Here is a 20,602-nt window from a genome sequence, read left to right as displayed (position 1 = left end):
TTTGTTATACATTTGTTTCAATCATATATTCCGTTATTTTTGCCATCTTTAAAACCAGAAATAGAAAGGTAACTATTATGTCCATAATTCAGAAAATCCAGGAGAAAGGCGCCTGGATCGTTTTTATTCTCATTGCACTGGCGTTGATCGCTTTTATCATGATGGATTCTTCTGTCAGAGGTGGTTTAGGGAATAGTACGACAGTCGGTAAAGTTAATGGGACTACCATTAAAATAGATGAGTTTCAACAAAAGGTATCTGATGTTGAGAAGAATGCTAATTCTCAGAACATGCCTCATTCACAGGTGATTACCGGTGTATGGAACTATTTTGTTCAATCTACTTTGCTGAAACAGGCTTATGAGCAATTAGGCCTGGTCTCTACCAGTAAGGATATGGACCTAGCCCTTTTCGGCAATAACCCGCCCCCGTTCTTAAGAAACTTCGTGAACCCCGAAACGGGTCAGTATGATGTCAATGCTGCCAGAAACGCATTGGCACAGCTGAAAAAATCCGGCAACAGCCAGCAAAAACAAATGGTTAATGAGTACCTGGATCAGCAGCAGGAACAGATCATGATGGCTAAATACCAGTCCATGGTTTTTGGTGCTGCTTATATCCCCAGCTGGTTATTGAATAAAACAATGGCTGATGATAATGCCATCGCACAGGTTCAATATGTAGCTGTACCTTATTCTACCATCAGCGACAGCGCGGTAAGCGTAAGCGATGCAGATATCAACAGCTATGTGCAGGATCATAAAAAACTCTTCGAACAAAAAGAAGAAACCCGCAATATCAGCTACCTGACTTTTAATGCAGCCGCCAGCACTGCTGACTCTGCTGCAATCAAAAACACCTTACAGGAATTAAGCGGTGATTTTGCTTCCGCTAAAGATAATGCTGCGTTTGTTGCCTCTAAAGATGGTAACACCCAGTTTTATGATGGTTATATGAGTGCTGCAGCCATGCAGTTCCCTAATAAAGAGCTGGTAATCGGTACACCGGTTGATTCTGTATCTGCTCCTTATATTTCCAACGGTAACTATGTCGTCTCTAAGATGGTCGCTAAAACCGTAATACCTGACTCTGCGAGAGTAAGACATATCCTGGTGGCTACCCATCAGCAGGATCAGTCTTCCGGTCAGCTTTATCAGGTAAGAGATGATTCTTCTGCCTTAAAAAGACTGGACAGCGCGATTGCAGAAATCAAGGCAGGTGCTAATTTTGATTCTGTAGCTTTAAAATATTCTGATGACCCGGGTTCTGCCAGCACCGGTGGGGTGATCGATTATTTTACCTCCGGCAGAATGCTTCCCGAGTTTAATAATTTTGCGTTTACCGGCCATACCGGCGAATCCAAAACCATCCATACCAGCTTCGGATATCATTTTGTAGAAATCCTCGGACAGAAAGGATCTACAGAAGGCTATAAAATAGCCAGCGTAGGTCGTCAGATTATCCCTAGTCAGCAGACCATCGATTCTGTCAGTAATGTAGCGGCTACCTTTGTAGCCTCTAACCAGACTTTCAGCCAAATGGAAGCGGGTGCTAAAAAGGATAATAAAGCATTGTTACCGGCTCAGGGCATTAAACAAAATGACTTCCAGGTAGGCAATCTGGGTGAGAGCAGAGATCTGGTAAAATGGATTTATGACCACAAGGTTGGAGAAGTTTCTCAGCCTGTTGAAATCGGTGATAACTTTGTCGTAGCAGCCATCACCAATATCTCTAAAGCAGGACTTCCATCAGCGGCTACCGTTCGTCCCTATCTGGAACAACTGTTAAAGAATAAAAAGAAAGCAAAATTAATCATAGACAGCAAATTCAAAGGCAGCACACTGGAAGATTACGCAAAATCCGCTGGTGTAGAAGTAGCCACCCTGGATAGCCTGACTTTTGATGCCTCCTTTGTTCCAAGAATGGGCAATGAACCGGCGCTTGTGGGTGCCGCCTTCAATAAAGACCTTTTAAATAAAGTGAGCAAACCATTTGCCGGTACGATGGGTGTTTTTGCCATCAAGCCTTTAAATGTTTCTGCTAAATCTTCTTTAGAAGGACCTGAAGCCGTTGAAGGACGGATGAAGCAAACCTGGTTCCAGCAGATTCAAAACCGTATCCTGGCAGCGCTTCAGACTTCTGCCAAGATTGAAGATGACCGCTCTACTTTCTTTTAGTAGAAAAGCGCTTAAATAATATGACAAACAAAGCCCCCGGTAATGGTTACCGGGGGCTTTTACGTAGATCATCCTTGGTATTGTTAAGAAGCAGGAAATATTAAGCGCTTCTGTATTTTAAGACCCGGTGTAATAATATACTAGGTCTCTTTGAGGCTGTTAACTGGATTTGCGGTTGCCGTTTTATAGGAGCGAAGACATAAAATCGTGAGGGCCAGCAGGAGGGTTCCGGCAATGCAAAGCCCAAAAATCCACCAGTTTAAAGAGGTCTTAAAGGCAAAATCCGAAAGCCACCGGTGGGCAAAATACCAACCAATGGGAAGTGCAATCATCGACGCAATTAATATTAACCGGATCAGGCCCTTGGATAACATCCGGATGATCTGATGGCTGGAGGCTCCCAGTACTTTTCTGACGGCAATTTCCTTCGTTCTTTGGGCAGTCATAAAACTAACCAGGCCCACCAGGCCCAGACAGCTAATGAGCAGTGCAAGACCGGTGGCCCATTTAAGGAGCTTTGACAGGCGTATGTCGCTTTGGTAGAGATGGCGGATGGTCTCGTCTAAAAATTTTGCGTTGAACTCTTTATAAGGATATATGGAGCGAAAAGTGGTTTCAATTTTAGCCAGGGCTGCTTGCCACTGTCCCACGGAATGCCCCGCCAGGGCTATGGCCAGCGTCGGAGAAAATCCGTTATTGCCCGCAAATATGGTGGTGGGGTATATCGGGTGATGAACAGATAAGGTAGTAAAGTCTTTGAGAACGCCGACAATCCTGGCAGAATCACTGGGTCCACCACTGATGATTTCTCCAATGGCGTCCGCCGGCTCGTGAAAGCCCATTTGTCTGCAAAGGCTTTCGTTAATCAGCACATCGGTAACAGCTGCGCTGCTATCTATATGGATATTCTTACCGGCGGCCAGTTGCAGTCCGAATACCTGCAGATAGTTCTCATCAGCGGAGCGGACATGCACATTATCAAACACTCTTTGATCTCCTTTATTGAACCATTGAATCGCCGTGCTGGACCAGCCATCTGAAACCGGTGCCTTTGTACATAATGTCAGTTGCGCGATTTGTGGCAGTTGGCGTAACTCACTGAGCAGTACCTGACTCTTGCTTGCGTGCAATTTGGTAAAATCGGGAATAAATATAGAGACAATGCAGGCTTTTTTAACACCGATATCTTTATTGAGTTCATAATGAATCTGCTTGCAGGTAACGAACACAACGATCAAAAAGGCCTGTGCCAGTACAAACTGAAATACGATAAGACCCTCTCTTATAACACTCGTTTTCCCGTTATTGGAAAGTTTATTTTTTAAAACGAGGGCAGGCTTGAACCTGGTTAAAATAAAAGCCGGATAAGCACCCGCCAGCAGAGTAATGACCGGAATAAGAAGGATTAAAAATAGAAGAATGACAGGGTCCAGCAATGGGTTAGCGGATAATAATCCACTGGGCATAAAGTCTGCAAATATATGCAGCAATAGGGGGACCAGCAGCAGTGCCAGCATGGCCGCCAGACAGGTGATCACTAAGATTTCACATAAGAATTGTTTGAAAATATGGAGACCCCTGCCACCAAAGGTTTTCCGGACACCCACTTCCCTGGCCCTGAGTGTAGACTGGGCAGTAGAAAGGTTGATAAAATTAATGGCTGCCAGCAACAGCAGCAATATAGCCAGCATACCCAGATTTCTGAGAGAGGTTTTGCTGACACTGCCGTCCAGGTCAGTATTGAAATGGATGTCTTTTAAAGGCTGCAATTTACCGGTCTGCAGGCTTTTGGCTGTTGCATCCTTTTGGTGGTCAATATAAAGTTTTTTAATCTGAAGGTCCACATTTGCCGGGTCAACGTCCGGCAGGAGCTTGACAAAACACTGTGAGCTGCCATCCACATTGGTCCAGTGAGGCGTGTTGGTTACCTGGTGGATAAGGGGTGTCTGGGTGATAGTGGCCAGTGAAATAAATAACTGGTAGTTAAAATCTGTATTTGCATTTATATTGGCAACCACGCCCTTAATGACTGTATTAATGGTGTCCTGTATAACCAGGGACCGGCCAATCAGATCCTGGGGCGAAGTGTTGCCAAACATTTTTTGCGCCATAGACTCCGTAAGCACCACTGAGTTGATCTGCCTTAGGCCGGCAGCCGATCCGGCCAGCCATTGACGTGGAAAAATTTTAAAATAATAGGGGTCGGCAGCGACTATACCCTGCACATTCATGAATACACCCGGCCGGTTATTGGCTAGCAGGTCTGTTCTGATAGTGGCATTATAAAAGGGATCAACCAGGATATGTGCCAATGCATCAATACCGGTTACCTGCTCATCGATTGTTTGCGGAGCCAACATGGAAATGCCATAATTGCCGCCACCGTCCGCAAAAGAGGTATATACTCTGTAGATATTCTGACCCTGGGGTTCCCATTTATCAAAACTGTAATCATAGCGAACGATTAGAAAGATGACGATGGAGGCACTAATGCCCACCGCCAGTCCTAACACATGGATGGCCGTTGTAGCGATGTTCTTTTTAGCATTTCTGATTGCCAGGCGGAGATTTAAGCGCATATGCGATGTTTTTAACGGTATTTACTCTTCCGCATTCGCCTATAAAAGCATGCCTGTTATGTATTTTATTGATTATGTGTTGCTTGCGTGGCCTGGGATGGCTGAGGTGTATCAAAACCGGACAAAAAGTGTTCGGCAGCGGGCATATTGACTTGTCTGGTCGCTTTCCGGTAGCAAATCGCCTTTTCTGACTAGATAGCGGCGTCTAATCAGGGATTGTTAACTTTATCCGGGCAGATTTTCCCGGTCTTTGTCGCCATTGGGGTCGCTGCTGTGGCTACCCTTCGCCGGTTCTCCCGGAGTGGTTATCACTAAGAAACGCAATTGATTTTCTGTATTATTGGCGATATAATGTGTGGACATGGGAGAGATTTCCAGGCCCTGACCAGCCCTTAGGCAGAAAATTTTTGAGTCAACATACATATCGGCTGCCCCTTCCAGTATATAAAAAAACTGGGTGGCCGCTTTGTGGAGGTGCAGCTGCTCTCTGGTGGCTGGAGCCATCTGTTCTTCTTTGATCGTACATCCGGCTGTTTGGCTGAGTACCCAGGCAAGACACCCCGGCCCCCACTGGTAAGAAGGGGTATCGATATTTTTGCTGTCCACAACCTGTAGTGGGTTACTCATCTTTTTATAAGGGCTTAGATCGTAAAATAATGGTATGCCGGCCGCCTATTCAAACTGATAGGAGACGTTACCGCCTTTCTCGTCTTTGAGCAGGATGCCCAGGGCCGCCAGCTCATTACGGATACGGTCGCTTGTTACAAAGTCTTTTTTGGTTTTTGCTTCTTTACGCAGCTCAATTAAGACCTGGATGACGCCATTGAGCTGTTCTCCTGCATGTTCAGAAACTTTTTTCAGCCCAAAAATATCTTCCACATACAACTGCATTTGTTTTTTAAACAGCTCCATGGTGGATTGGCTGATCGCGTCTTTTTTAATATGCCCGTCTTTGATGCCGTTAATGACAGGTACCAGTTCAAAGAGGTTCGCCAGTACCTTGGCGGTGCCAAAGTCGTCATTCATAAAATCATCCATCTCTGTGATCAGACTTCGGACCTTTTTATCGAGCGTCGCATCCGCTGCATTTTCCGGACTTTCAACATTCAGGATGCCCAGCGTCTCAAAACCTTCCATCAGTCTGCGCAGCCCTTTCTCTGCTGCCTTCAGGGCATCATTACTGAAATCCAGCGTGGACCGGTAATGGGTCTGCAGGATAAAAAAGCGGATCACCATCGGGTGATAGGCCTGATCCAGCATCGGGTGGTTACCACTAAAGAGTTCCGTAAACTTAATAATGTTGTTGTAGCTTTTTCCCATTTTACGGCCGTTAATGGTAATCATATTGTTATGCATCCAGTAACGGGCAGGGATTTTGTCATTGCAGACGGCGCTTTGGGCGATCTCGCACTCATGATGGGGGAATTGCAGGTCCATGCCACCGCCGTGAATATCGAATTCTTTGCCTAAGTATTTGGTACTCATGGCTGAGCACTCGATGTGCCAGCCGGGAAAACCTTCACCCCAGGGGCTCATCCAGCGCATAATATGTTTAGCAGGGGCCTTTTTCCAAAGGGCAAAATCCACCTTGTTTCTTTTTTCTTCCTGGTTTTCCAATTCGCGGCTGCTTTCCTGCATGTCTTCCAGCACACGTCCGCTTAAGATGCCATAGGGCAAATCTTTTTTGGAGAAATCCCGGTTGTATTTTTCTACGTCAAAATATACAGACCCGTCTACTTCATAGGCGTAGCCGTCTGCCATGATTTTTTTAATCATTTCGATCTGTTCTACAATATGGCCGGTAGCCGTCGGCTCAATGCTGGGAGAGAGCGTATTGAACTCTTTCATGCCCCAGTGAAACAAATCGGTATATTTTTTAACCAGCTCCATGGGTTCCAGCTTTTCTAAAAAAGCCTTGTTGGAGATCTTATCTTCTGCCTCTCTGCCTTCTTCCTCAAAATGACCGGCGTCCGTTATATTACGGACATAGCGTACTTTATAGCCTAAATGCTGCAAATAACGGTTCACGACATCAAAGGTGATATAAGGTCTGGCATGCCCTAAATGGGATTCACCGCTTACCGTAGGGCCGCAGACATACATGCCCACATAACCGGGTGTAATAGATTTAAATACTTCTTTTTTACGCGTCAGCGAATTATAGATCTGTAATGCTTCCATGAAGGACTGTTTAAATAGGCGGGCAGCCGGTTATTACTGATGCAGGGAATCCAATAGGTAAAATTGATTTGAATTTCACAAGCGGTCCCCCGGCTGCTTACCAGCTGCGAAGTTACTTTTAAATTATATAAAATAGGTCGGTGAACCGGGAGTTTTGACAGATCTTTTCCCATGAAAAGGTCTAAAGGGGGCTACTTTGATGAAAAGAGGCCGGCTTTTACGGTCAGGATTTAGGTTCGGGATCCTTTTTCAGGCTGAGATCAGCCACCAGTAGCAGATGATCACTTAGGTTTTCATCAATTAAATCAAACTGTTTGATCTCAAAGCGGAGTTCAGGCAGGATATAATCAATGCGAAGGGTTGGGGCAATGGCGTAAAACGTACGGCCCACTCCCCAGCTTTTCTTTAAAAAAGCATCATTTCTCGTGGTGCCCTTGATTTTGAAATAGGCGTAAGAGGCAGGTACATCGTTAAAGTCCCCGCAGATAATACTGGGCAGTTTTGTGGTATCTGCCGCATTTCTGATCATGGATGCCTGAACGGCTCTTCTGGAATAAGCCAGCTGCATCTTCTTTAAGATACTGTAGGAGGCCTGCAAGGTAGAGTCTGACTGGTGTTTAATGGACTGAATATCCTGATAGTCCTGAGCGTTAAACTTATAGGACTGCAGGTGGACATTGAAAATCCTTACGGTATCCATCCCGTGTAAGATATCCGCATAGATAAAGCTTTCAGAAATCCCTTTGGGATAGGCAATCTTCTCAGCCCGGATAATCGGGTATTTAGAAAAGATAATGCTGCCGGATTGATAGAAGCCATTTTTGCGGTTAACATCCTTAGAAAAATAATGGTAAGGATAAGCCTCGGAAAACAGACCGATATTGTCTGCATAAGGCCCCTGGGTCTCACTATGGTTAAACTCCTGCAGGCAGATGATATCCGGTTGTAATCCCTGGATGGTAGCCGCAATTTCCTTGCGGTCATATTTTTTATTGGACTTCTGCTGGCTGATCCCGTACATGGAGGCTACATTCCAGCTGACCAGCCGGATGGTCTTTGGATCTTTATGCTCCGTATCAAAGCTGCTGAACATGTGATAAGAAAACACGACTTTGATCTGGCGCCAGCCAATCAAAAGAGCCAGTAGCGGAATCAGGGAAGCTTTTGGTTTGGTGATCAGCCAAAAGATAAAGGCGAATATTAAAATGATAATAAGATAGGGCAAAAGCAGGCTGAATGCCCCGATAAACCACCAGCGTTCAGGGTTCAGTTCTGAAGCCAGGCAGGCCAGCACAAACAGCAGTGCTACTAAAACCGTGGGAATCAGTAGAATACTTCTGGTAAACCGTCTTATGAACTTCAGTGGCATAAGCCAAATTTAGACAATTTTTACTCAGAATCCCTGCCTTATGACGCCAGTAATGTTAAAGATGACTTTAGGAGGCCGAAGGGTTTAATTATCCCGTCCCCTAAAAGACATAAAAAAAGCCTGACTATATTTTGTAATAGTCAGGCTCTTAGTTACTTATAAGTATTAAAGCAGATTTAAGCGTCCGATTTTTTCGGGAGATTCAAAGTTTCCAGAACCGGCGTTTTTATACTTTTGAGTTCCGTGTGCTGCTTTTCATTTTGCTGTTCAAAAATCTGGATGGTATTTTTACCTTTATTCAGCCAGCAGCCGGGCAGATACAGGGTCTGCTGCGGACCCACTTTCCAGTAACGTCCTAAATTATGACCATTGACAAAGACGATACCTTTGCCCCAGTCCTGCATGTCTAGGAAAGTGTCTCCTACTTCTTTTAAATCAAAGCTGCCTTTATAAAGAGCGGGATTGCCCGTAACCGCCGATTTACCGCTGTTAATTTCCGGGAAGGATTCCATGGGCAGTTTATACATCTGCCAGTTACCGGTAATTTCCATATCATTAATGGTCACCGGTTTAATAATCCCTTTCAGGTTATGGACAATCTCAGCACCGTAGTTGATACGTCCCATGTTTTCTACGACAATGGTAAGTGTCGCATTGAACGGGATGTCAATGTCCATGCTGTAATTTTTAAAATACCGGTTCAGTTCTCCTACCTGTTTGCCATTGACATAGATCATGGCATAGTCTCTCAGGCCGTCGAGTTTTAAGGTGCCCTGGATGGGTTGTACAAACTTTTTCTGGTATACGACATAGCCGTAACCCTGATTTAAATCTTCAAAGGTCATCGGGGTATCATTTTCAACCGGCTCACTCTTCGCTAAAAGGTCAAACAGGTTCTGAGACTGCGTCAGCTGAATAGAAGGGATGGCTATAACGGGGATTTGTTTAGGGATGGCCGGGATCTCATAGTGCGCATATTTTTGCATCAGTTCACGGATGGCCTGATATTTTGGGGTCACCCAGCCCGCTTCACTAATGGGTGCATCATAATCATAAGAGGTCAGATCCGGCTGGATATCATGGTTACCGTCATAGTTGGCGCCGGCAGTAAATCCAAAATTGGTTCCGCCGTGCACCATATAAAAGTTAAAGGAAACGGTGTCCTGCAGGTATTTTTCTGTCTGTTTGGCCACTGATTCTGCGGACACTTTAGGGAAGGGTTCAGCCCAGTGGTCTAACCACCCGGGATAAAACTCTGCCACCATATAAGGACCTTTATTGCCATGGTATTCATTCACGACCTTTTTCAGGTTTTTGATATTATCTTCTCCGTTGGCGGTAGGCAGGGCCCCTTCGATGGTGCCGCCCTTAAACAGCCAGCTGCCATCCGAAGTAAATAAAGGCACATCAAAGCCTACTTCATCTAGTATATTTTTAACGGCAGCGGAATAGGCTTTATGCTCCTCTAAAGGAATATCTTTACGCTGGGCCACATAAGAGCCAAATTCATTTTCTGCCTGCACCATGATAATGGGACCACCATGTGTAATCTGCAGATCACGCACCTGGTCGGCAATTTTGCTGAAGTATACTTTACAGGAATCTAAGAAAGGCTGGTTGTTGGTACGTACGACCATGCCGGGTGCTTTTTGCAGCCACCAGGGGAAACCGCCGAACTCCCATTCTGCACAGGCGTATGGGCCGGGGCGTAAAATAACCATCATGCCTTCCTCTTGTGCTGCCTTGACAAACCCTGCCAGGTCATGGTCTCCTTTAAAATCCCAGACACCGGGAGCCGTTTCCTGAAAATTCCAGAAAACATACGTGGCTACTGTGTTCAGACCCATGGCTTTCATCATTTGTAAGCGCTGGTGCCAATACTGATGGGGTACTCTGGCAAAATGCATTTCTCCGGAATGGATCTGGATAGGCTTGCCGTCATAAACAAAGGCGCCGTTTTTGATTTCAAAACTGTGCTTGGCTGTTTTTTTCTGTGCAAAACTGCTTGCACATAGCGCAAAAAGGCCGAATGCAAGTGTCAGAAAACTCTTCTTTTGATTCATCGTGTCCTAAATAGTTAATGTTTGGGGCGGCTGGGAAAGGAAAATGCCGGCCGTGCCCGGTAAAGTTATAAAGTGATTATGTGTGACCCATGAAAATAATAAATGTTTAGGACCTGCGTCGCATTTAACCAGGACAAACGTTTGCATAAAAAGGTTAAAGTTGGGCAGGGGTGCCGCAAAAACGTTTTTGTTAGAATTATATGACCTTTTTCCAGCTAAGTCTGATGGAATTAAAACCCAGCACCACATCGCTAAGCCCCATGGCAAGGGCCGCAAAAGAAGGGCTGAGTAGTCCGAGACCTGCCACAGGCAGGGCCAGCACATTGTAGGTAAAGGCCCAGATGAGGTTTTGCCGGATGGTGGTATAGGTATGCTTGCCCAGTCCCAGGGCTAATGGCAGATGGGTGATGCCTTCTCTTATTAAAAGCACGTCAGCCGTCTGCATGGCAATCTGGGTAGCACTGCTGAGCGAGACCCCTACGGTGGCTTCCGCCAGGGCCGGGCTGTCGTTAATGCCATCACCAATCATAACGACCGGTGCCTGTTGTTTGATGTCCCGGATGGTTTTTTGCTTTTGCTCCGGGCTTTGTTCGCTATAGACATGATCCAGCCCCAGGGTGCCGGCCACCGCCTGACAGTTCGCATTACTGTCACCACTAACAAGGTAGGTGCTATAACCGGCCGCTTTCAGTGTCTGAATGGTCTGAGCGGCTTCCGGCCGGATCTCATCTTTAAAGCTGACCCAGCCGATAATGGTTGTTTCTCTGAGCAGGTATAAATGACGGGCGGGGTCAATGGTCATGGCAGTGGCATCGGTACCTGTCCCGGCATTTGTTGCCGTCAGTGTTCTGGCTTTTCTTGCGGATACGGCGTAATAGGTGACGCCCTCTTTGGTGACGCCCCGCATGCCTTCTCCTTTAATCTCCTCTACTTTAGAAAACCGGATATCCTGCTCACTGCTTACAGCTGTTCCCGGCCGTGCCTTAAAAGCCTGCAGGATGGTTGTAGCCAGTGGATGACTGGAATATTTTTCCAGGTTATATAAAATCTGTTTAAAACCTTCGTCCGTTATGGTCTCTATATGCTGAAAGCCGTCTATTTGTAATTTGCCCGTAGTCAGCGTCCCCGTCTTGTCAAAAACAATGTTTTTAATATAGCGGAAGTTTTCCAGGGCGTGTGCATTTTTAAAAAGAATACCTTTTTTGGTAGCCCTTCCAAGACCTACCGCGATGCCTGCCGGCGTGGCTAGCCCCATGGCGCAGGGACAGGCGATAACCAGCATGGCAATGGAGCGCATCAGCGCCTCGGTAAAACCGCCAGCGCCTATAAAATAATTCAGTAAGAAGCCTACTAGCGCCAGTATTAATACAGCAGGCACAAATACTGCGCTAATTTTATCTGCCAGCAACTGCATGGGGGCCTTTTGCTGCTGGGCTTTTTCCACCAGCCGCAGCATGTGTTGTAAGACCGTATCCTTGCCTGTGGCGTTGATATAAGCCCTGACGTTGCCGGAGACAATCTGACTGTTACCTATTAAGATGTCTGCTTTGGATTTATGGACAGGAAGGGACTCTCCGGTCAGAATGGACTCATCAACCTCTACCTGGCCGGATAAAATCTTGGCATCCGTGGGAACCAGCTCCCCTGATTTAATTAAGACCAGATCGCCGACCTTCAGGTCTTCACTAGGCACCTGAAAGGTCATCTCTGTGCCGTCCGCTCCATAGGTCAGCATGGTTGCCATAATGGTTTGCTGGAGCATCAGGCTTTTAATGGAGGCCTGGGTTTTGGCAACGGTCCTGGATTCCAGATAATTACCCATAAAAACCAGGGTCAGAATGGTGGCGCTGGTTTCATAGAACATAAAGTTTTCGGGTCTTCCCGTAAGGGTTCCATACAGGCTGTATCCATAGGCAGCCAGCGCTCCCAGGATAACCAGGACATTCATATTGGCGACCTTGCTTTTAAGGCTGTGCCAGGCGCTTCTGCCCAGATACGCCAATCCAATAATAAGGACAACTGTGGATAATGCCCATTGAAATATAGGGTTATGTAATATGCCCAGGTGGAGCACCATATGCAACCATAAGGGAACCGTAAAGATCAGGCAGAAAATAAACCGTTTAAAGGGCGTTCCCAGCAGTTTTTCTGCAAGGGTTGTTTCGGCCGGATTATTTTGATCTGCTGTTTTTTCTACTTTAAATCCCAGCCCCTGTATCCCGTCCTGGATTTTATCCAGTGAAATTTTATCTGTGTCCTGAAAGCGGACCAGACCCTGCATAAAATCTACTTCTACGTCCTTAAGGCCTAATGATTTGAGTTGTTTGTCTACGGACATGGCACAGTTGGTACAGGTCATGCCGCGGACTTTCCATTCGATTTGATTGTCCATTAGCTAATTATGTTGTCGATTCCCACGGATACAAAAGTACGGCTATTTGTGTGTTCCGGTTGCCTGATTCGCTTTTGCTGTTAGTCTGGCAAAAGGAAAAGGAATTGGGGAGGATCAGGTATGTTAATTAAAATATAATTCCGCCAATTATAGTGTATATTTGGCGGAATGTGTCAAAAAAAGATAGATTCCGCCAAATATAGCTTAGGAAAAGATCCAATACCCAATGAGTAGGTAAGCAGGAATAGAAAAATTAAAAGAAACAATAGGATGGACAAAGTTGTTGGTCGTAAAGAAGAAATGGAAGAGCTTCAAAGAGCTCAAAGCTCTAACCGCCCTGAATTTATTGCCATTTATGGTAGGCGTAGAATTGGGAAAACCTTTTTAGTGAAGGAACTGTTTGCCCATAAATTTGATTTTTACTTTACAGGGACAGCGAATTTACCGATGAAGGTGCAGCTTAAGCTGTTTTATAGAGCCATTTTAAAATATAATTTCAATGATGAATTTGTACCTGAAATGCCAAAGGATTGGTTTGATGCATTTGAATTACTGGAAAAGCTATTAGAATCCATCTCTCAAAAGGAGAAACTGATTGTTTTTTTGGATGAACTACCGTGGTTTGATACGCCTCGGTCTAATTTTATTCAAGCGCTGGAGTTTTTCTGGAATTCTTATGCCAGCACCAAAAAAATTCTGTTGATTGTTTGTGGGTCTTCTGCGTCATGGATGATCCATCGGTTGATCAGAAGCAGGGGCGGTTTGCATAACAGACTGACTTCAAAAATAAAAATGGAACCATTTGATTTAGCTGAGTGCGCCTCTTTTTTTAAGTTAAGGGGGGGAGGGTTTGAAAATTATCAGATTACTCAGCTATATATGGCGCTTGGAGGGGTGCCATTTTATTTAGACCTTATTGATACGAGCAAGAGTGCAACGCAAAATATTCAGGATCTTTGTTTTAACCGCAAGGGGAAACTCCTGGATGAATTTAATGAACTTTACAGTTCTCTTTTTAAAAATTCAGGACAGCATTTAGCGATTATCCGGGCACTGAGTACTAAAAGAAAGGGTCTAACCAGAACCGAGATACTACAAATTACCCAGCTCCCAGATGCAGGCAGCACCACAAGGTTATTTAAGGAGCTGATGGAAAGCGGTTTTGTGAAAGCGTATTTACCATTTGGCGCCAGAAAAAAAAATGCACTGTTTCAGCTGGTGGACTTTTTTAGCCTGTTTTATTTAAGTTTTATGGAAGATCCAGATAACCTGGAGAAAAAAGACTGGCTATTATCCATTGATGATCCAAAATATAGAGCATGGAGCGGTTATGCATTTGAAATGGTCTGCATGCAACATATTCGCCAAATAAAAAAAGCCATGGATATTGGTTCGGTTCAGACTAGTTCCCCCTCTTGGGTAGGAGTACATAATGATAAAGGGTGTCAGATAGATTTATTAATAGACAGAAGAGATGATGTTGTCAATGTATGTGAGATAAAGTTTTCCCATAAGGCCTTTGTTATTAGTAAGCAATATGCAGAGGATTTACAAGACAAAGTTCATGTATTTAGAGAGGCCACAGGGACAAATAAATCAATATTTTTAACCTTTATAACCCCTTTTGGTCTAAAGGATAACACTTATGCAAAGTCCATTGTTCAAAAAAGTCTGACCTTATCTGATTTGTTTATCCAGTTGTCATAAAAGAGAGGTGAAATGCCTTTTGGGGATCATTTTGGACAATGAAATGTTTTACATCGCCATGCTGCTTATCGCCAGACGGCTTTATTGTTGGCAGGCTCAATTTTGCTGCTGCCTGGTGCTTTAACCGGGATTACGCCTTCGGACTCTTTATTGTCCGCTACCTGATAAAGCCGGCCATCTGCCGGAATAATTTTGAGGTAAAACATTTTACCAAATGGGCCGGTGGTGTGATAATCCGTTCCGATCAGTAAGTACTTTCCGTCCGGAGAAAAATCAAGGGGTAATTCTTCAGCCGGACTATTGGTGATTTGTTGAAGCGAACTTCCGTCAGCTTCCATCAGCCAAATATGACCTTCTTTTACCAGGGCTATTTTCCCGCCATCCTTGGAAGGAACAGGCGTATTCCAGTTGGTGTTATCAAATGTTTTTACCGTACTGACCTGATCAAACTGCTGATTGGTTTGGAGCAGTAACTGCTTAAACTGAAAAATAAGCCGGCTGTCTTTTGTCCAGGCAGGGTTTTCTGTTATTTTTTCACTATTGACCGTTTGTATTTTCTGAATGACTTTTCCGGTAAGATCCGTGACAACAATGCCGTCATTAAAGGTAGGCTGCATGACTATTTTACTGCCGTCTGCCGATAAACTGCCAACGGCAATATCGCCGCCGGTGGCGTAATACCTAAATTGTTTGTACAGTTGTCCATCACTGATGGTGGACAGGGTAAAAAGACTGGCATCGTAATCTCCATCCGCGCCTGAGCATTCCAGGACATAATTTTGATCCCGGCTGATATCCCAGCTGTTGCGGTTCAGGTCTTCGGCTAAAAATGTGCTTCTTTTTTGGCTTTTAAACGGATACTTATAAACCCCTTCGTCTGACCAGCTATAATAGATGGTTCCCGGAAGTGCTGCCAGGGGATTGTTCGTTGAATCAGGGTTTCCGTTGCTTGTCTTGCTGCAGGCCAATAGACTATATAATATACAGGCCGCGAGCATCCATAAAGGCGTCTTTTTTAAGCGTTTCATAGCGCGCAAATTTAGGTGTCGAGTGCCGGTTATACAGGTTATAACCAGCCCGGGTAAGATGTATGTCAAATTTAAGGACAATATCGTAGTTGGGCTTTTATTTTTTTGCTGTCAATATATTGCTGAAAATAAACATTTAAAATTGTCCCGCCCTGATTAAAGGAACGGATCATTAGAGCCGTCAATTGCAATTAAACTGACTGGTTAGATGGATCAATCAAATTTTACTGCGTATAAACAAGAAGATACCGTCGGCCGGACCCATAGTAGTCTACTAAAGGTTAATGAGTTACAAGAATCAACCATTTCAGTCCTTCATAATGCAATCAAAGACAAGACTCAATAATATCAATGCTTACAGCCGAAAATGACCGTTTAAAAGCAGATCTACAGCAAAGGATTCAAGACAGATAAAATATTGTGCAAGAGAAGCGGGTAAAGCCTGATTATTCTTGATTCAGCAACAATTTTTACATTTATCCTAAAAGTAATATATTGTAAATCAATTAATTAAAGTGTTTTTAATTCGTGTTGTCAATATATTGACAATATTGATCGCAATGTAGTCAACAAATAGTCAGTATTACATGAAAATGATAAAAAGAAGTCTCGAAGACCTTGTTATGCCGCAACTTGGTAAAATATAGTAATCTTGATTATGGGTACACGCCGTAAGATCCATAAACTGTTGAATAAAAAATTAGTAGACAGATAATGTTTTATCAAAGGGTAATTTGCTTGTTTTATTCATCTCCTTAAATTTCCGTTTGAGCCATGATTTTGTCCGCTTGAAAGCAATCGTCCTTCTGCCAGAAAAGCCCCTGTTATACTTTTGACTTGTCAATTAAAAGCAGAGAAATGACACGACCTGGATATTGACTAATCAATCATCTACAAATGGTTTTTAGTATCAGATCCTTGTTTGCTTAATTGGGTATATAAAATTATTCAACAATTGTAAAAAGAAAATCATGCAAATCATTAAAAGCTCCTTTTTCCTTAAAACCACAGTGTTCTTTTTGACTGCTTTGTGCTGGATGGCCATACTTCCTGCGAAGGCCCAGACAAAGGAGGCTAAAAGGCCTGCCAAAAACATTGTTATCGTGCATGGAGCCTTTGCTGACGGCTCCGGCTGGAAGGCGGTCTATGATATCCTGACTAAAAAGCACTTTAATGTAACTATTGTGCAAAATCCGCTTACTTCCCTTAATGATGACGTGAAACATACTAAAAGTGTCCTGGACAGGCAGCAGGGACCGGTGGTGCTGGTTGGCCATTCCTGGGGCGGCATGGTTATCACTGAAGCCGGAAACGATCCTAAAGTGGCTTCCCTGGTATATGTGGCCGCTTTTGCGCCGGATTTGGGAGAGTCTGCAGGCGGCCTTGAAAGTGAGGTGCCGTTAACCGCTGCAGCAGGATTTACAAAGCCGGATAAATACGGACTGGTGTATTTTGAAACGGCTAAGTTTCCGAGTGGTTTTGCCGCGGATCTGAGTGCCGAGCAAAGTGATTTTATGTGTAAATCACAGGCGCCTATAGCCGGTAAATGTTTTGATGAGACCGTAGAAAATGCTTCCTGGAAACAAAAGCCTACTTACGCCGTTGTGGCCAGGGAGGATAAGGCGATCAGTCCTGTTACGGAAAGAAATATGTATAAGAGAGCGGGAGCCGAAATTACCGAACTTAAAGGCAATCACGTGATTTTTATGTCCAGGCCTGAGGAGGTCGCTAAAGTGATTATGGCGGCGGCGGAGGCTAAATGAACTGCGTTTTAAAGGGCGTATATTTCCATATAAAAACCGCGTTAGTCTTTATGAGTTTAATCATTTGGACGGACGCGGTTTTTATGTTCAATCAGGACGCAGCCTTCTAAAAGGCATAATCTAATCCCTATCTGAGGCCTGCTTCTGATCTTATTTAGGCAGCTTGGGGATCAGGGTTTCTTTTATGTATTTATTGCTTGCAGCAATAGATCCGATAATATCCGGTTTGTAATTGTTTTCCTGTTCTACAAAGAAATGCTTCATGCCGGACTCTTTTGAGTGCTCAAAAATATCGACAAAATTGATGCTGCCATTGCCGATTTCCGTGTTCTGATCCGGATTTGCTTTATCCATGTCTTTAACATGCCACATGGGGAATCTGCCGGGGAATTCTTTAAAGAGATCATCCGGCTTTTTGCCCGCCCTGACCAGCCAGTAAAGATCCATCTCAAAGAAGACCAGTTTCGGATCGGACTCTTTGAGGAAAATCTCATAGCCATAGGTATCGCCAAAGGGAGTAAACTCTGTATTGTGGTTGTGATAAGCCAGTTTCAGATCTTCTTTTTTAAGGATTTCTGCCACTTTGGTCATGGTTTCTGCTGTTTTTTTGCAGGTGTCCGGATCCTTTTTGGCCTCTTCAGAAAGACTGGGGATGGTTAAGAACTCGCTGCTCAGATCATGACAGGCCTGAATACAGGCATCCAGATCCTCCGTAGCACCGCTGGTAAAGTAGCTGTTGATGTCATAGTGTCCGCTGGGAGCCTTCAGGCCATTGTCATCCAGTACTTTTTTAAGGTCTTTGGTGGACATTCCAAAATAACCATTGTCTTTATTGAAACCGAAGGGTTCAACTAAAGTATACCCTGCTTTTGCCACCTGTGCCAGGACCGTTTTCTGGTCTTTGACCAGGACGTCTCTGACGGTGTACAGCTGAATACCGACCTCACCTTTAGGTGCGCCAGAAGTGCAGGCCAGATGCGGCATAAGCCAGGCGCCGGCGGTAACAATACCTGCTTGTTTTAAAAAACTTCTTCTTGTTGTCATGTTTTAAATTTTATGATGAAGTTATAGGAGCGATGTTGATGGCGCCTGAAGCGCTTTGTTTAGGCCTTTCGCTATTTATATATCACAGATCTGAATGGCTTTTTGCAAAGAGGCCAGTTTATCCGGATTTTTTGGAACAAACTCCTGAGCTACATATCCTTTAAAACCTGTTGCTGCGATGGCCCGCATAATGGCCGGATAATACAGTTCCTGTGTATCATCGATTTCGTTTCTGCCAGGCACGCCGCCGGTATGATAATGAGCGATAAACTGATGGTGGGTATTGATGGTATGGATAACATCTCCTTCATCTATCTGCATGTGGTAGATATCATAAAGGAGTTTGAAGTTTTCGCTGCCTAGTCTTTTGCAGAGCTCGGCTCCCCAGCTGGTACGGTCGCACTGGTAATCCTTATGGTTGACCTTGGAGTTCAGTAGCTCCATCACCAGTACCACACCGTGTTTTTCGGCTAAAGGCAAAATTTTAGAAAGTCCGTCCACACAGTTCTGCCAACCCGTTTCATCGTCCATCCCTCTTTTACTGCCGCTAAAACAAATCAGATTCTTATAGCCGGCAGCGGCTACTTTAGGGATCATCTCTGTATAGTTTTTAATCAGCTGCTCATGGTATTTGGTGTCATTAAATCCGTCCGTCAGGTTAATCTCTGCGCCGTTACACATAGGGGAATCCAGGCCGTATTTTTTAAGGGTAGGCCACTCTTTAGGCCCCATCAGGTCAATGCCTTTAATGCCTATTTTTTTGGCAAACTGGCAGAGTTCGTCCAGGGAGATCCCAGCGTAACACCAGGCACATACGGAGTGGTTGATATTGCCTTTTAGGGCGCCGGAGGTATTTTCTTTCATTTCCTTGGGTGTTGCAGCGGCGGCCCCTGAGCTCAGGCCGGGCAGAATGGCCGCCGCGCCGATGGCGGCAGTGCCGGTAACAATATTTTTTAAGGCGGTTCTTCTATCTTGCTTTTGCATAATGGTTGGTTTTAATTCGTCTAAATATTTGTTGCTTCAACTGTTTTTTTCTCCGGCTTAAAGAAGATGGCAAATAGGGCCATCACAATAAAGGCAATGATGGCAGGGAAGGTCCAGATATGTTTCCAGACTTCTAATGTATCTCCGCCCTGCGCCTTATACATTTCTGCGATTACACCTGCAATATAAAAACCGACCAGCATACCTACACCGTAGGTGGCCAGCGTAATGAGCCCCTGTGCAGCACTCTTGTTTTTTTCTCCTGCTTTATTATCGGTATAAATCTGACCGGTAACAAAGAAGAAATCATAACAGGCACCATGCAGGGCGATACCGATAATCAGCATAAAGGACAATTCACCGGCATTACCGTAGGCAAAGCAAAGATATCGAAGTACCCAGGCCGCCATAGCCAGTACAAGTGTCTTTTTCAGACCAAACCGGGTGAAAAAGACGGGTAATAATAACATGAACAGTACTTCTGACATCTGCCCGAAAGTCATTTTACCGGTCGGGTTTTCCAGGCCTATTCCAGAGAGGAAAGGGTTGGCATACTGGTAATAAAAAGCCAGCGGTACACAGATCAGTACGGAAGCCACAAAAAAGACCAGGTAATTGCGGTCTTTAAGCAGTTTTAAAGCGTCGAGACCTAGAATTTCCCGGACACTGGCCTTCTCTCCTTTTACCGCTTTAGGCGGCGTCTTGGGCAGGACAAAGCTAAACAGGCCAAGGGCCAGAGAAGCAATGGCTGTCATTAAAAAAGTATTTCTCATCAGGCCCTCTTTTAAGGAGGCCTCGCTATCCCAATGAAACGCATAACTGATCAACAGCCCTGCGGCAATCCAGCCAAGAGTTCCCCAGACTCTGATATTACCGAAGTCTTTCTCGGGATTGGACATCTGGTTGAAGGAAACAGAGTTTACCAGGGCCAGCGTCGGCATATATAAAATCATATATACAAACAGGTAGGGGTAGAAAGCTGCAAAATCCGCACTGTTATACATCTGGAACATCAGTACGGCGCCTATCAGATGTAAAACGCCTAAAATCTTTTCTGCATTAAAATACCGGTCAGCGATCAGCCCGATAATAAAAGGGGAGATAATGGCACCAAAACATTGTGTGGAAAAGGCAGAAGATATCTGGGCATCTCCGGCACTTAAGTTGGAGCCCAGAAAAGTACCCAGGGTTACAAACCAACCGCCCCAGACAAAGAACTCCAGAAACATCATGAAGGAAAGCTTAAACCTGATAGATGATTTCATGTGAATGAATTTTGCTAATGAAAAAAAGCGAGGGGGCGCTTGGCCCCCTG

General features: G+C 44.7%; 13 protein-coding genes. 3 read left to right on the top strand and 10 right to left on the bottom strand.

Features of this window, described 5'->3' with window-relative positions; all coding sequences use genetic code 11:
* Positions 1-77 precede the first annotated feature (77 nt).
* Positions 78-2,177 carry a peptidylprolyl isomerase gene (locus BLU80_RS00370; protein WP_091392016.1) on the top strand — a complete coding sequence of 700 codons (2,100 nt, stop codon included), beginning with the start codon at positions 78-80 and terminating at the stop codon, positions 2,175-2,177.
* A gap of 140 nt (positions 2,178-2,317) precedes the next feature.
* Here the strand turns inward: BLU80_RS00370 and BLU80_RS00365 are convergent, their stop codons facing one another.
* From BLU80_RS00365 to BLU80_RS00335, 6 genes are all read right to left on the bottom strand, one after another.
* The gene (locus BLU80_RS00365) at positions 2,318-4,756 is read right to left on the bottom strand and encodes an ABC transporter permease (protein ID WP_091392013.1); all 2,439 of its coding nucleotides are present in this window, start codon (positions 4,754-4,756) and stop codon (positions 2,318-2,320) included.
* A gap of 225 nt (positions 4,757-4,981) precedes the next feature.
* Complete coding sequence (locus tag BLU80_RS00360; protein ID WP_091392011.1) at positions 4,982-5,383, bottom strand: cupin domain-containing protein; 402 nt, start codon at positions 5,381-5,383, stop codon at positions 4,982-4,984.
* Positions 5,384-5,428: 45 nt separating this feature from the next.
* Positions 5,429-6,937 (bottom strand): cysteine--tRNA ligase, encoded by a 1,509-nt coding sequence (gene cysS, locus BLU80_RS00355; protein ID WP_091392008.1) that lies wholly within the window; start codon positions 6,935-6,937, stop codon positions 5,429-5,431.
* 223 nt (positions 6,938-7,160) lie between these two features.
* Positions 7,161-8,306, bottom strand: a complete 1,146-nt coding sequence (locus tag BLU80_RS00345; RefSeq protein ID WP_091392003.1) for an endonuclease/exonuclease/phosphatase family protein — start codon at positions 8,304-8,306, stop codon at positions 7,161-7,163.
* A gap of 176 nt (positions 8,307-8,482) precedes the next feature.
* Positions 8,483-10,369, bottom strand: coding sequence for a glycoside hydrolase family 35 protein (locus tag BLU80_RS00340; protein ID WP_091392001.1), 1,887 nt, complete (start codon positions 10,367-10,369; stop codon positions 8,483-8,485).
* 196 nt (positions 10,370-10,565) lie between these two features.
* Complete coding sequence (locus BLU80_RS00335; protein ID WP_091391998.1) at positions 10,566-12,761, bottom strand: heavy metal translocating P-type ATPase; 2,196 nt, start codon at positions 12,759-12,761, stop codon at positions 10,566-10,568.
* 270 nt (positions 12,762-13,031) lie between these two features.
* Between BLU80_RS00335 and BLU80_RS00330 the strand changes: the two genes are divergently transcribed.
* Positions 13,032-14,468, top strand: coding sequence for an AAA family ATPase (locus BLU80_RS00330; protein WP_091391995.1), 1,437 nt, complete (start codon positions 13,032-13,034; stop codon positions 14,466-14,468).
* Positions 14,469-14,533: 65 nt separating this feature from the next.
* Here BLU80_RS00330 and BLU80_RS00325 read toward each other — a convergent pair whose 3' ends face one another.
* On the bottom strand, positions 14,534-15,496 hold the full coding sequence (locus BLU80_RS00325) for a TolB family protein (protein ID WP_091391992.1): 963 nt from the start codon (positions 15,494-15,496) through the stop codon (positions 14,534-14,536).
* A gap of 971 nt (positions 15,497-16,467) precedes the next feature.
* On the opposite strand from BLU80_RS00325, the gene BLU80_RS00320 reads away from it, so the two are divergent.
* Positions 16,468-17,259, top strand: coding sequence for an alpha/beta hydrolase (locus BLU80_RS00320; RefSeq protein ID WP_091391990.1), 792 nt, complete (start codon positions 16,468-16,470; stop codon positions 17,257-17,259).
* A gap of 150 nt (positions 17,260-17,409) precedes the next feature.
* Here the strand turns inward: BLU80_RS00320 and BLU80_RS00315 are convergent, their stop codons facing one another.
* The 3 genes from BLU80_RS00315 to BLU80_RS00305 form a co-directional block, all read right to left on the bottom strand.
* The gene (locus tag BLU80_RS00315) at positions 17,410-18,303 is read right to left on the bottom strand and encodes a sugar phosphate isomerase/epimerase family protein (protein ID WP_091391988.1); all 894 of its coding nucleotides are present in this window, start codon (positions 18,301-18,303) and stop codon (positions 17,410-17,412) included.
* 75 nt (positions 18,304-18,378) lie between these two features.
* Positions 18,379-19,287, bottom strand: a complete 909-nt coding sequence (locus BLU80_RS00310) for a hydroxypyruvate isomerase family protein (protein ID WP_091391986.1) — start codon at positions 19,285-19,287, stop codon at positions 18,379-18,381.
* A 20-nt stretch (positions 19,288-19,307) separates the two neighbouring features.
* Positions 19,308-20,552, bottom strand: a complete 1,245-nt coding sequence (locus BLU80_RS00305; protein ID WP_091391984.1) for a nucleoside permease — start codon at positions 20,550-20,552, stop codon at positions 19,308-19,310.
* Positions 20,553-20,602: the final 50 nt, after the last annotated feature.

This window comes from Arachidicoccus rhizosphaerae (genome assembly GCF_900107765.1).
GTDB lineage: Bacteria > Bacteroidota > Bacteroidia > Chitinophagales > Chitinophagaceae > Arachidicoccus > Arachidicoccus rhizosphaerae.
This window is presented reverse-complemented; position numbering and strand designations above follow the sequence as displayed.

What these genes read in the sequence shown, in the direction of transcription:
- BLU80_RS00370 (WP_091392016.1), top strand. Translation starts at nt 78, where the DNA reads ATGTCCATAATTCAGAAAATCCAGGAGAAAGGCGCCTGGATCGTTTTT.
- BLU80_RS00365 (WP_091392013.1), bottom strand. Translation starts at nt 4,756, where the DNA reads ATGCGCTTAAATCTCCGCCTGGCAATCAGAAATGCTAAAAAGAACATC.
- BLU80_RS00360 (WP_091392011.1), bottom strand. Translation starts at nt 5,383, where the DNA reads ATGAGTAACCCACTACAGGTTGTGGACAGCAAAAATATCGATACCCCT.
- cysS (WP_091392008.1), bottom strand. Translation starts at nt 6,937, where the DNA reads ATGGAAGCATTACAGATCTATAATTCGCTGACGCGTAAAAAAGAAGTA.
- BLU80_RS00345 (WP_091392003.1), bottom strand. Translation starts at nt 8,306, where the DNA reads ATGCCACTGAAGTTCATAAGACGGTTTACCAGAAGTATTCTACTGATT.
- BLU80_RS00340 (WP_091392001.1), bottom strand. Translation starts at nt 10,369, where the DNA reads ATGAATCAAAAGAAGAGTTTTCTGACACTTGCATTCGGCCTTTTTGCG.
- BLU80_RS00335 (WP_091391998.1), bottom strand. Translation starts at nt 12,761, where the DNA reads ATGGACAATCAAATCGAATGGAAAGTCCGCGGCATGACCTGTACCAAC.
- BLU80_RS00330 (WP_091391995.1), top strand. Translation starts at nt 13,032, where the DNA reads ATGGACAAAGTTGTTGGTCGTAAAGAAGAAATGGAAGAGCTTCAAAGA.
- BLU80_RS00325 (WP_091391992.1), bottom strand. Translation starts at nt 15,496, where the DNA reads ATGAAACGCTTAAAAAAGACGCCTTTATGGATGCTCGCGGCCTGTATA.
- BLU80_RS00320 (WP_091391990.1), top strand. Translation starts at nt 16,468, where the DNA reads ATGCAAATCATTAAAAGCTCCTTTTTCCTTAAAACCACAGTGTTCTTT.
- BLU80_RS00315 (WP_091391988.1), bottom strand. Translation starts at nt 18,303, where the DNA reads ATGACAACAAGAAGAAGTTTTTTAAAACAAGCAGGTATTGTTACCGCC.
- BLU80_RS00310 (WP_091391986.1), bottom strand. Translation starts at nt 19,287, where the DNA reads ATGCAAAAGCAAGATAGAAGAACCGCCTTAAAAAATATTGTTACCGGC.
- BLU80_RS00305 (WP_091391984.1), bottom strand. Translation starts at nt 20,552, where the DNA reads ATGAAATCATCTATCAGGTTTAAGCTTTCCTTCATGATGTTTCTGGAG.